The 12,554-nt window shown below is 70.7% G+C and carries 9 protein-coding genes; 4 read left to right on the top strand and 5 right to left on the bottom strand.

Annotated elements, in window-relative coordinates; genetic code table 11:
- Positions 1-138 precede the first annotated feature (138 nt).
- Both ASF18_RS02195 and ASF18_RS02190 read right to left on the bottom strand, forming a co-directional pair.
- Positions 139-1,491, bottom strand: coding sequence for an L-serine ammonia-lyase (locus ASF18_RS02195; protein ID WP_056270172.1), 1,353 nt, complete (start codon positions 1,489-1,491; stop codon positions 139-141).
- Positions 1,492-1,671: 180 nt separating this feature from the next.
- A complete protein-coding gene (locus tag ASF18_RS02190; protein ID WP_244472534.1) occupies positions 1,672-2,043 on the bottom strand; it encodes a response regulator in 372 nt (123 codons plus the stop codon).
- A gap of 677 nt (positions 2,044-2,720) precedes the next feature.
- Here ASF18_RS02190 and sfnG point away from each other — a divergent pair.
- Positions 2,721-3,836 carry a dimethylsulfone monooxygenase SfnG gene (gene sfnG, locus ASF18_RS02185; RefSeq protein WP_056348974.1) on the top strand — a complete coding sequence of 372 codons (1,116 nt, stop codon included), beginning with the start codon at positions 2,721-2,723 and terminating at the stop codon, positions 3,834-3,836.
- Between the two features lie 44 nt (positions 3,837-3,880).
- Entirely contained in the window at positions 3,881-5,140 is a 1,260-nt protein-coding gene (locus tag ASF18_RS02180; RefSeq protein WP_056348971.1) for an SfnB family sulfur acquisition oxidoreductase, read from the top strand.
- 164 nt (positions 5,141-5,304) lie between these two features.
- Here ASF18_RS02180 and ASF18_RS02175 read toward each other — a convergent pair whose 3' ends face one another.
- Positions 5,305-8,163, bottom strand: a complete 2,859-nt coding sequence (locus ASF18_RS02175; RefSeq protein WP_082486949.1) for an ATP-binding protein — start codon at positions 8,161-8,163, stop codon at positions 5,305-5,307.
- Positions 8,164-8,786: 623 nt separating this feature from the next.
- Here ASF18_RS02175 and ASF18_RS23430 point away from each other — a divergent pair.
- Both ASF18_RS23430 and ASF18_RS02165 read left to right on the top strand, forming a co-directional pair.
- A complete protein-coding gene (locus ASF18_RS23430; protein WP_056215463.1) occupies positions 8,787-9,281 on the top strand; it encodes a TadE family protein in 495 nt (164 codons plus the stop codon).
- 45 nt (positions 9,282-9,326) lie between these two features.
- Complete coding sequence (locus ASF18_RS02165) at positions 9,327-9,932, top strand: TadE/TadG family type IV pilus assembly protein (protein ID WP_162239150.1); 606 nt, start codon at positions 9,327-9,329, stop codon at positions 9,930-9,932.
- A 62-nt stretch (positions 9,933-9,994) separates the two neighbouring features.
- Here ASF18_RS02165 and ASF18_RS02160 read toward each other — a convergent pair whose 3' ends face one another.
- On the bottom strand, positions 9,995-11,380 hold the full coding sequence (locus tag ASF18_RS02160) for a pilus assembly protein TadG-related protein (protein ID WP_056348965.1): 1,386 nt from the start codon (positions 11,378-11,380) through the stop codon (positions 9,995-9,997).
- Positions 11,381-11,532: 152 nt separating this feature from the next.
- On the bottom strand, positions 11,533-12,540 hold the full coding sequence (locus ASF18_RS02155; protein ID WP_056270193.1) for an HD domain-containing phosphohydrolase: 1,008 nt from the start codon (positions 12,538-12,540) through the stop codon (positions 11,533-11,535).
- Between the last annotated feature and the right edge of the window lie 14 nt (positions 12,541-12,554).

Here is a 12,554-nt window from a genome sequence, read left to right as displayed (position 1 = left end):
GGCCAGGCTCACGCCTGCAGGCGGGCATGCGCGACGGGACCCTGACAGGTCAGCCGACGTCCAAGCCAGGCACCGTGCCGGTCTGAGCGCCCTTCCGCCGCGATCAGGAAACGCAACCGTTCCTTTTCGCGGCCATCCTCAGCAGGCTGCGACGTTCACCGCGAGGCCGCCCAGCGAGGTCTCCTTGTACTTCGCCTGCATGTCGTGGCCGGTCTGGCGCATGGTCTCGATGACCTCGTCGAGGCTGACGCGGTGAATCCCATCGCCGCGCAGGGCCAGGGACGCGGCCACCACCGCCTTGTTGGCCCCGAAGGCGTTGCGCTCGATGCAGGGGATCTGCACCAGCCCGCCGATGGGATCGCAGGTCATGCCGAGATGGTGCTCCATCGCGATCTCGGCGGCGTTCTCCACCTGGGCCGGGCTGCCGCCGAGGAAGGCCGCGAGGCCCGCCGCCGCCATCGCGGCCGCCGAACCGACCTCCCCCTGGCAGCCGACCTCGGCGCCCGAGATCGACGCGCGGGTCTTGATCAGGCCGCCCACCGCCGCGGCCGTGAGCAGGAATTCCCGGGCGCGGGCCTCCGACCAGTCGGGGCAGAAGTCCCGGGCGTAGCGCAGGACGGCCGGCACGATCCCCGCCGCGCCGTTGGTGGGTGCCGTCACCACCCGTCCGCCCGCCGCGTTCTCCTCGTTCACCGCCAACGCGTAGAGGCTGATCCAGTCCACGATCTCGTGGGCGGCGCGCGCATTGCGCAGGCGCCCGGCGGTGAGGTCCTCGTGCAGCCGCTTGGCCCGCCGGCGCACCTTGAGGCCGCCGGGCAACTCGCCGTCCTGGCGCAGACCCCGGTCAATGCAGGCGAACATCGCGTCGCGGATGACGTCGAGGCCGGCCTCCACGGCATCGGGCGTGCGGGTGCCGCACTCGTTGGCGAACTGCACCTCGGCGATGGTCCGGCCCTCGGCGACACAGAGGGCGAGGAGGCCGGCGGCACTGGCATAGGGCAGGGGGCAATCCGCCTCCGCGCCCGCCCCCCCTTGCGCCTCCGCCTCCGTCACCACGAAGCCGCCGCCGATGGAATAGTAGATCTCGCTGTCGCGGATCGCCCCGGCGGCATCGAGGGCACGAAAGCGCAGGCCGTTGGTGTGCAGGGGCAGCACGTCGGTAAAGTTGAACGCGAGGTCCGCGGCCGGGTCGAAGGCCGGGCCCGCGGGGGCCAGCCGCTTCTCCGCACCGAGGGCCGCGACGAGGCCGGCCACCCCGTCCGGGTCGACGGATCGGGGGTCGTGGCCGAGGAGCCCGAGGAAGATCGCCGTGTCGGTGCCGTGCCCGCGTCCCGTCCAGGCCAGGGAGCCGAAGATCTCCGCCTGGATGCGGGCGAGCCCGGGCAACCCCGCGGTCCGGGCGCGGAAGCGGAGCGCGGCCAGCATCGGGCCGACGGTGTGCGAGCTCGACGGGCCGATCCCGATCTTGAAGAGGTCGAAGGCGCTGATCATCGGCTCTCGCGTTCCGGATGGGACCGACGCCCGGGCAGGAGCGCCGCCACCGCTCTTCCACGCTGCGGGCGGGCGCCGGCCGGGAGGCGGCGCCCCGCCTGATACACCGCCGGGCCCGGGCCGCGCATCCTGAATGCGCGCCGCCGCCGACCCAGGGCCGCGCGGTGGAATCCCGGCGGATCAGGCCGCGGCGCGGTCGAAATCGGTCCGGTCGGCGGCCGAGGCCAGGAGCTCGGCGACCAGGGCGACGAGTTGATGCCCGTGATAGGGCGTGCGCAGGCGCAGGGCCCCCGGCTCCAGGGCCTCGCCGTCGAGCTGGCGGAGGGAGCGGGCGGTGTAGACGACGCCCACCGCCGGATCGAGACAGCGGGCCACGCCGGCGAGCGAAAGGCCGTCCACCGTGTCGCGCACGTCGGCATCGGTCACCAGCACGTCGACGCGGCGCTCGCCGGTCTGGGCGAGGAGCAGGCTCTCGACCTCGCCGGCCGTGCGCGCGCCGAGCACCGCGTAGCCCGACATCTCCAGGCAGCTCGTGGTGATGGAGCGGGTCAACTCGTCTCCGGCAAGGAGAACCACGAGCGGTTGGCGGAACGCGGGCATCATGCGTGAACTTTCTGGGTAAACCGATCTCGCGCGCTTCGGCCTTCAAGTGGACGGTGGTTAGACGGTAGGATCGATCAATTAACGCGTCCTTAAACGACCGGTTTCACGAGGCAATATCGATTTGCTCGACAAGCACACAAGTTCGGCAATTTGGAGGAAATGCCCGCCTTATCAGCATCGACCTGCCTGAAAAGATAGCGCCCCAAGCAGGTCGGCCGCGTCGACTGGATTTTATACCCGATGGCCGCCTGGAATCAGGGCATCGCCGGGGTGAAAACCGGACGGCTCCGCTCTCCGCAGGCCTCCGCTTGCCCCAGATCCGGGCCGGGCGGGCAATCCCGCCTCGCGCTCGGGCCCACGACGCAAACCTTCGGCCAGCACCCGCGATCGGGGAAGGAGCTTTTCCGTCCGGGCCGAAAAAAGCCGTTTGCTTCCTTTGACGCGCGAACAATACCAAGCAATTCTAAGAACAGAACGACGAACACAAACACAGTTCTGGGTAAGACCAGCATTCACGAGCATGTGAACGCTCTGGTTTTCGTATTCAGTTCGTCAACCGATCGACATCGGGCGCACTCCGTGCGCCCTGCCGGAACGCGCGGCCCGATCAACGCAGGGGTGGGAACATGGCCTTTCAAACGGGAACTCGCGACGGCAGCGAGCCGATCCGCTTCGCCTACTGGGTGCCCAACGTCTCGGGGGGCCTCGTCATCAGCAAGATCGCCCAGCGCACGAGCTGGGACGCGCCCTATAACCGACGCCTCGCGCAGATCGCGGAGGAGGCCGGGTTCGACTACGCCCTCACGCAGATCCGCTTCACGGCCGGCTACGGCGCCGAGTACCAGCACGAATCCGTCGCCTTCAGCCACGCCCTGCTGGCGGCCACCTCCAGGCTGAAGGTGATCGCCGCCCTCCTGCCCGGGCCCTGGAACCCGACGCTCGCCGCCAAACAGATCGCCACCATCAGCCAGATCACGGAGGGGCGCATCGCCATCAACGTGGTCTCGGGGTGGTTCTCGGGCGAGTTCCGCGCCATCGGCGAGCCATGGCTCGACCATGACGAGCGCTACCGCCGCTCGGAGGAGTTCATCCGTGCCCTGCGGGGAATTTGGACCCAGGACAACTTCACCTTCCGGGGCGATTTCTACCGCTACAGCGACTACACCCTGAAGCCGAAACCCGCCGATCCGCAGCCCGAGATCTTCCAGGGCGGCTCGTCCCGGGCGGCGCGCGACATGGCGGCCCGCGTCTCGGACTGGTACTTCACCAACGGCAACACGCCCGAGGGCATCCGGGCCCAGGTCGACGACGTCCAGGCCAAGGCGCGCGCCAACGGCCACGCGGTGAAGGTGGGCGTCAACGCCTTCGTCATCGCCCGCGACACCGAGGAAGAAGCCCGCGCCGTCCTCCAGGAGATCATCGACCAGGCCGACCCGGACGCCGTGAAGGCCTTCGGGCACGAGGCGAAGAACGCCGGCCAGGCCTCGCCGGAGGGCGAGGGCAACTGGGCCAAATCGAGCTTTGCGGACCTCGTCCAGTACAACGACGGCTTCAAGACCAATCTGATCGGCACGCCGGATCAGATCGCCGAGCGCATCGTGGCGCTGAAGGCGGTCGGCGTCGACCTCGCCCTGCTGGCCTTCCTGCACTTCCAGGAGGAGGTCGCGTATTTCGGCGAACACGTCATTCCGCGCGTCCGCGCCCTGGAGGCGGCGCGCCGCGAACAGGCGCAGGCGGCCTGAGCCGAGCCGGTCCCCGACTGCGCCCCCTGATCCGGAGACACCCCATGAACATCGCCGTCAGTCCGCCCCCGCGGGACACCGATCGCTGGCCCGCCGGGGCACCCGGCCCCGAGCGCCCGGCCGCGCCGGCCCACGTCATCCGCGACGCGGCCGAGGCCCTGCGCGTCGCCCACGCCCTGGCGGCGACGTTCCGGGTCGGCGCCTCCGAGCGCGACCGCACGGGGCGCCGACCCCTGGCCGAGCTCGACGCGTTCTCGCAGAGCGGCCTGTGGTCCATCAACGTGCCGCGGGCCCATGGCGGGCCGGGGCTGTCCTACGGGACCTTGGCGCAGGTCATCGCCGTCGTCTCGGCCGCCGACCCGTCGATCGGGCAGATCGCCCAGAACCACCTCGGCATCGTGGCGGCGATCGACACGGTCTCGGACGAGGCCCAGAAGGCCCTGCTGTTCGGCCTCGTCCTGGCCGGCACCCGGTTCGGCAACGCCTTCTCGGAGATCGGCACGCCGCGCGCCGCCGACTTCGAGACCCACTTCGTGGACGACGGCGACCACGTGGTGGTGCACGGCACCAAGTTCTACGCCACCGGCGCGCTGCTGGCCCACCTCGTGCCGATCGTGGCCCTCGATGGCGAGGGCCGGGCCTGGTATGCCATTGCCGAGCGCAACGCGCCGGGACTCACGGTGATCGACGACTGGTCGAGCTTCGGCCAGCGCACCACCGCGAGCGGCACCGTGCGGATCGACGGCGTGCGCGTGCCGAAAACCCACCTGGTGCCGGCCTGGAAGGGCTACGCGCAGCCGAGCGCCGACGGGGCGATCTTCCAGATCATCCAGGCGGCCGTGGATGCGGGCATCGCCCGGGCGGCGCTCGCCGAGACCATCGACTTCGTGCGCACCAAGTCGCGTCCCTGGGTCGACAGCGGCCTGGCGCGCGCCTCCGACGACCCCCACACCATCCGCATCGTCGGCGACCTCACGATCCGCCTGCACGCCGCCGAGGCGCTGCTCGACCGGGCCGGCCTCGCCCTCGACGCCGCCGTGGCGGCGCCGGATGTCGAGACGGTGGCGGCCGCGCAGCTCGCGGTGGCGGAAGCCAAGGTGCTCACCACCGAGGTGGCGCTTGGCGCCAGCAACACCCTGTTCGAGCTCGCCGGCACCCGCGCGACGCTGGCCGAGCACAATCTCGACCGGCACTGGCGCAACGCCCGCACCCACACGCTCCACGACCCCGTGCGCTGGAAATACGCGATCGTCGGCAACCACGCGCTCAATGGGGTGAACCCGCCCTTCCACGCGTGGAGCTGAGGCGGGACGCCGACACGCACCCTCCTCGACGACGCCCCCCGACGCCCGATTCGGTGCGCCGGAGCGCGGACCGAGACGCGGGTTCCACCGGGTGTCCGGCCCCGCACGCATGGGACCCGCCGGCACCCCATCGCGGACATCGTCCGCTCCGGGGGCGGGGTCCCTCAGGCGGAGCGCCGCGCCGCGGCCCCTTCCTCCGGATCGGGCGTCTGCCCAAGGCGGGCCTCGAGGGCCTCCAGGGTCCGGTCCAGGAGCGGCGACAGGCCGGCGATCTCCGCGTCCGTCGGGAGGACGGCGCTGGAGCGAGCCCTGCTCTCGATCTCTCCCAGCACCAGGCCCAGGGCCCGGCCACCGATGTTCAGGCTCATCGACTTCAGGCTGTGCGCCGCGCGCGCGATCGCCTCGGCATCGCCGCGGCTTGCCGCCGCCCGGAGGTCCGCGAGGGCCTTGGGCGCGTGGTCCCGATAGAGGCCGAGCACGCGGGCGCTGAAATCGCCGCCGGCCCGGGCCGCCATGTCGATCAACCCCGCGAGCACGTCCTCGTCCAAGAGGCCGTCCGCCTCCGGCTGGGGCGCGGCGTCGGGCGAGGGACGTCGCGGCGCGACCGCGGTCTCAGTCTCGGCCTCGGGCACGAGGAAGGCCGCCAGCGTGTCGGCGAGGGCCGCCAGGGTGAAGGGCTTGGCGAGCTTGGCATCCATGCCGGCCTCGCGCCACGCCTCGGCGCCGGCCCCCACCACGTGCGCCGTGAGGGCCACGATGGGCGTGCGGACGCGGCCCTGCGCGATGGCCTCGGCCCGAATGGCCTCGGCCGCCGCGTAGCCGTCGAGGACCGGCATGCTGCCGTCCATCAGGATGAGGTCGAACGCCCGGTCGCGACAGGCTTCGAGGGCCGCACGGCCGTCCTCGACCAGGGTGAGGGCGGTGACGCCGCAGCGAGCCAGGGCCTCGCGGGCGACCTCGCGGTTCACCGGGCTGTCGTCGGCCAGGAGGATGCGCGCGGCGGGGAATTGCGGCAGGCGCGTGCGGGCGGACAGGCGGGGGCCGGAGACGAACGGCGTCCCGCCGGCCAGCGCGTCCAGGGCGCCGCGCCACTCTTCCTGGACGACCGGCCAGCCGAGGAGGTGGTCGGCCCAGCCCGCCTCCAGGACCGGCGCCGCGGCGGCATCGCCGAGGCGCGCCAGGGCCAGGACCCGGCCCGGCCCGCTCGGGCGACGGCCCAGGGCCAGGATCGTGGCCGCATCCGCGATCCAGTGCGCCGCCCCGGCCTCGGCGGCCTCCGCCGGAAGGCAGGTGAACCCGGCCTCGGCGAGGCGGAGCCCGAAGCACTCCCGCGTGGCGTCGCCCGACAGCGCGAGCACGATCCCGGCTCCGACCGCGTCGGTGCGCCGGACGAGGGTCGGCGCATCGGCGTCGCCCGCCTCCAGGGGCAGCTCGGCCCAGAAGGTCGAGCCGGCGCCGAGCTCGCTCTCGACGCCCATGCGGCCGCCCATGGCGAGGGCGAGGCGATGAGCGATCGAGAGACCGAGGCCGGTACCGCCGAAGCGCCGGGTGGTCGACTGATCGGCCTGCGCGAAGGCCGAGAACAGGGTGCCGACCTTGTCGGCCGGGATGCCGACGCCGGTATCCCGGACGCTGAGGCGCAGCATGCCGGCCGCGCCGCGCTCCAGCCGCACCAGGACCGAGCCGGACGGGGTGAACTTCAGGGCATTGTTGACGAAGTTGCTAAGGATCTGGCCGAGGCGCACCGGATCGCCGATCACGTGGCGCGGCACGTCCGGCGCCACGTAGGCGGCGAGGTCGAGGCCGTTCTCGACGGCCTTCTCGGCGAAGAGCGAGACCACGGTGTCGACGACCTCGGACGGATCAACGGCGATCCGCTCCAGATCGAGCTTGCCCGCCTCCACCTTCGCGAAGTCGAGGATGTCGTTGATGATCGCCAGCAGGCTCTGCCCGGAGCGGGCGACCACCTCGGCGTAGCGCTGCTGCCGCTGCGGCAGCGCGGAAGCCGCCAGGAGTTCGGCCATCACCAGCATGCCATTGAGCGGCGTGCGGATCTCGTGGCTCATGGTGGCCAGGAAGGTCGACTTGGCGGCGTTGGCGGCCTCGGCCGCCTGCTTGGCCTCGTGCAGGTCGGCGGTCCGTTCCGCCACGTCGGCCTCCAGGCGCTGCATGTGCTGCGCCAGGCGGGCATCGCGCTCCCGCACGGTGTCGAGGAGCGCGTTGAACGAGCGCGCCAGCACGCCGACCTCGTCGTCGCGCGCGATCACCGCGCCTTGCGTGTAGTCCTGCTCGATGCGGACGCGGTCCATGGTGCCGGCGAGCGCCGCGATCGGCTGGGTGATCCCCCGCTGGATCGCGTAGGAGATCGCGAAGCCCAGGACCATGACGAGGCTCGAGATCAAGGCCGAGGTCCGGAGCAGCGCCAGCAGACGGTCGTTGAGGTCGGCCAGGTCGGAGACGAGGATGAGATTGCCCACCGTCCGGCCCGCCTCCTCGACGGTCACCGCCACCAGGGCGGTCCGGCTGGCGAGGAGGGCCAGGGGCGACTGCCCCTTGCGCAGGTCGAAATCATCGGTGAGGCGGGCCGTGAGGCCCCGGTCCGCCAGGATCGAGCCGTCGGGCCGCTCGATGGCCGCATAGACCAGCTCGCTCCGCTCGGCCGCTCCGGGACTGCCGTCCGGGGTCTCGCCGTCGTTCGTCTCGCCGTTGAGGATCCTGGCGTCGCGGGTCTTGCCGATGGCGTTCAGGACGCGGGCCGCCGCCGCCTCGTCCCCGGCCGCCGTGGCCCCCGCGCTCGCCGCCGCGAGCACGTTGGCGATGGCGACGAGGGCATCCCGCTTGTCGTCGGCGTAGCGGTTCACCTCCTGCCAGAGCGAGAGCAGCGTTCCGGCCAGGAAGGCGATCGCCACGGAAGCGCACATCGCCAGGGCCAGGCGTCCGGCCAGGGTGCGCTGCCGACCCGGACGCCGGGCGGACGGACGGGTTTCGCGGGACGGGTCGGGCGCGTGCCGGGGATCGGTCATGGTCGCGCCAGCGTACCGGCTGTTGGTTGGAAGGGTCTTAATCGTCCACCGAGCGCACAGTCGCGTCACGGCCGGAACGGGCCCAGAGGCACGAATTCGGCCAACCCCATCCGCAACCAGTGCGAGCACCGAAAGTCCAGCAGCGCTCAGGCGCTGAACCTCTGCTTCCGGATTCGGTCATCGGGAGAGACGATCCCTCACAAACTCCCGGTGGTGCGGCGGCGAATGCGTCGATGCATTCAGGGCGGGAAACCTTTTAGGCTGGCTTGCCGGAATCTTAAGGGCTCGGCGCTAGACCAGGGCAGGGCTGCCGACGCCCCCTCGAACGCGTTCCGATCGGCCGCCCGATCCGTATGCCGCCCCTCCCCATGTGCGATCCCGCGAAACCCGAACCTGCAAATTCCGAACTCGCAAATGTCGAACTCGCAGGTCCTGATCGCGCGAGTCCTGAGCCCGCGAGTCCTGAGCTCGCAAATCCCGAGCTCGCAAATCCCGAGCTCCCAAGTCCCGATCGCGTCGTCGCGGGTCCCGGCCGCTCACTTGGCGACGGAGGCGGGAGGCGCCTGCGCATCGTCCCGGCACGATCCGGTCCGCAGCGGTTCGGGCAGGATCAGTCGGGCGCCATGGCGGTCGAATTCGCCCTGGTCCTGTTTCCGCTCTGCATCCTGATTTTCTTCGTCCTCGAGAACGCGCTGGTGTTCTGGGTCACGTCCGCGCTGGACAACGGCCTCGATGCCTCGATGCGGCAGTTCTACGTCCAGTCCGGCGCCTCAGCGACCTCGCTCCTCGACGCCGTGCGCAGCGAGGTCTGCCGCCAGGTCAATCCGTTCGTCCGCTGCGAGAACCTGAAGATCGACATCGGAGTCTACGACAGCTTCACCCGGATCGACCGGACCAGCCCCATCGACCCCGCCTCGGGGACCTGGCGGGCGAATTTCGGCACCCAGCACGGCTGTCTCACGAAGGGCAGCGTGGTGGTAGTCCAGGCCGCCTTCGCGCAGCACACGTTCCAGAAGTTCGGCGTCGTGAAGACCCAGTTTCAGGACGGAAGCTGGCTCATCAACGCCACGTCCGTGCTGCAGCTGGAGGGTAATTCCACCGGCGGCAGCGGCTGTTGAGCCATGCTGGCCACGCGCCTCCGCTCCGCGATCGCGATCCGTCGGATGGGTGTGCGAGCCGCCGCGGGCTTCGCGCGGGCCGAGGACGGCGTCGCGATCGTCGAATTCGCCCTGATCGTCCCGGTGCTGCTGCTCATCTACTTCGGGACCGTGGAGATCACGAGCGTGATGCGCAACGTGCGCAAGGTCGACATCCTGTCCCGCACCATCGGCGACACGCTCTCTCAGCGCACGATGCCGACGGCGGATGAGGTGAACGACGTGTTCCAGGTGGGACCCATCGTGCTCGCTCCCTTCGATGGCACCGGGCTGCAGATGACGGTGAGCGCGGTCGGGGTGGTGGGCGACACCGAGACGGGCCCGCTGCAGATCTGTTCCAGCGTGGCCGCGGCGGGATCGCCGGTCCGCACCGCCGGGGCGCCGGCCCCCGTCGCCGTCGCCGACAGCCTGCAGCCGAAGGGGACGCGCCTGCTGCTCGTGGAGATCAGCGTCCCCTACAAGCCGGTGACCGGCTCCTCCCTGTTCAGCGATGGCGGCCCGGGCTTCGTCATCACCCGCAGGACCCTATGGCCGGTCCGGTACGGACGGCGCTACGCGAGCATGAGCCCCGAGGTCGTCCTGGGCAACGGCGCCTCCTGCCCGCCGCGCTGAGCGGCCGGCCCGGTCGAGCGCAGGGGCCGGGGGCCGGGGGTCGGGAGCCGATGGCGCTCGACCTACTGCGTGAGCTGCGTGTCGGCCGAGCTCGGTCCGACGCCGGCCGGCACGGGCACGTCGGTGCTGCCGTAGCGGGCGTTCAGCATCAGGTTCGGGCCGTCATAGAGATTGATCGTGCGGGCAATGATCACCGTGTAGGCCGACTGGTCGGCCACCGGCTTCTTGGAATCGATGATCAGGCGTCCGAGGGGCAGGTAGATGGTCCCCAGGAGCGTGCGGGCGTTGTCGCTGATGATGCGGTACTCGCGCAGGGCGACGAACCCGCCGGGCGCGGGCTTGGGCTTGCCCTTGCCGCTGAGGGGCGGGGGCAGGGTGGCCGGAATGGTCGCGTTGCGGTCCTCGAAGAACAGCAGCCCCGCCAGGAGGCCGTCCTTCGGCGCGGTGAGGCTGACGACGCTCTTCTCATCGAAGAGCAGGCCGCCGCGCACGCCGGTGAAGTAGAAGCCCGTGTTGACGCCGCTCAGGCTGGCGCCCTTGTCGACGACGAGGGGGCCGTCCTTGAGGATGTAGATCCCGGGCTGCAGCGTCACGGTCGCGCCCTTGGTGAGGTGCAGGCCGCCGCAATAGGTGCCGGGCTGCAGGGTGACGATCCCGCTCACGACGTTGACGCCGTAGGTCGGGTCGTCGATGCCGTCGACGAACTTCTTCGGATCGACGAAGAACCCGAGGCTGACGCAGGAGCCCGGCGTCGGGCCCTGCCGGTCGATCAGGGGATCGCGCAGGGCGGGGCACCCGGTGGCCGGCGGCGGCGTGAAGTTGGCGCCCGACCCGGAATAGCCCCCGGCCGAGCAGGTGGAGAGGGCGGTGGCCACCGCCGCGTTCTCGCCCTGGATGCCCTCCGGGTTGGCGGAGTTCGAGTAGAGCGAGCAGTCGGTGGCGGTGATGCGGGCCGCGCTCTCCAGGTGGAAGGCGCCCATCGCCTGACGATCGAGGGCGAGCAGGCACAGCCGCGTGGTGCCGGCGAGCTTCGCCGTCGAGGTGACGCTCACCTCCAGGCTCGGGGTGTTGAGGAGCTTGCCGAAGGACAGGGCGACCTGCTCGGTGAGCGTGAGGCGGACACCGGAATGGTTGTTGAGCACCTCCGCCGTCACGGCCGGGGGCGCCGCGCTGCCGCTGCGGGCCTGGGCCAGGGCCATGGCCTTGGCGGTGCGGAGCGCCGCCGCGTCGTCGGCATTGGCGAGCTTGAACTGGTTGACGCCCGCGATGCTGCCGCTGTCGGCGGCACGCTGGAGCTCGGCCCGCCGCTTGACCAAGGAGGCGTAATCGATCGCCACGGCGCTCAGGCCGGTCAGGATCGGAAACAGGAGGGCGACCAGAACGAGGACGCCGCCACGTTGGTCCGTGCGGAAACCGGCAGCAAGCTGGGCGGCGTGGAGGGGAGTCATGCCGCTACGCTTACAAGGGACGGGTTACCGACCTCCTGAAACCGTCCCGGAAAAATCACCGTGTTCAGCCGAAGACGGGATCAAGGTTAAGGTCACGGAGTAGAATCCCGGAGTCTTCCTGAAGGTCAGCGCCGCGCCACGATCTGTCCGGTTCAGCGCGTACGAGATTTCAGGAAGGCTTCCACGCAGGCCGGATCGAAATGACGCCCGGCCTCAGCCTGGAGATGGGCCAACGCCTCCGCGTGCGACCACGCCGTCTTGTACGGCCGATCGGAGGTCAGGGCATCGTAGACGTCCGCCACGGCCACGATCCGTCCCGACAGGGGAATGGCCTCCCCGCGGAGGCCGGCCGGATAGCCGCCGCCGTCCCAGCGCTCGTGATGGGTGGCCGCAATCTCCGCCGCGAGGCGGACCAGGCGCGAGTCGCTGCCTTCGAGGATGCGACGACCGCGCTCGGCATGCGCCTCCATCGTCCGGCGCTCGTCCGCGGACAGGCGCCCGGGTTTCAGCAGGATGGAATCCGGAACGCTGAGCTTGCCGATATCGTGCATGGTGGAGGCCAGGCTGAGCTGTTCCACGTCCTCCGCGGCAAGGCCCAATCCCTCGGCGATCCGGGCCACATATTCGGCGACCCGCGCCACGTGGTTGCCGGTCTCCGAGTCGCGATGTTCGACGGCCTTCATCAGCAGGCTGATGATCTCACGCTCGCGGGCGACGATGAGGGCGGTGGCGGCCTTCACCTCGCGATCGAGCCAGGCCGCACGGTCGATCTGCGCCAGGCGCGCCTGGTTGAGGGCCAGCAGATTCGAGACACGGGCGCGCACTTCGACCGGATCGAAGGGCTTGGCGAGGAAATCGGTGGCGCCGGCGGCCAGAGCGTCCCGGCGCAAGGCGCGCTGGTCCAGGCTCGTCACCATGATCACCGGCACGTGCTCGAAGCCCGGGATGTCACGCGCGGCGCGGATGAACTCGATGCCGTTCATGCCCGGCATCTCGAAGTCGGAGATGGCAACGCCGATCGCGGCCGGATTCTCGCGGACGAACGCCAGGGCATCGGCGGGCTGGAGGAAATCACGGGCCGTGCCGCCGGGCAGGTCGCGAAGGGCCTCCACCATCAGCATGTTGTTGAGGGGCGCATCATCCAGGATGAGGACGAACATCAGAGCAGCCTTGA

The organism is Methylobacterium sp. Leaf89, assembly GCF_001422215.1.
Lineage (GTDB): Bacteria > Pseudomonadota > Alphaproteobacteria > Rhizobiales > Beijerinckiaceae > Methylobacterium.
Note: the sequence above shows the minus strand (reverse complement) of the source record. Positions and strands in the feature narration are given on the sequence as shown.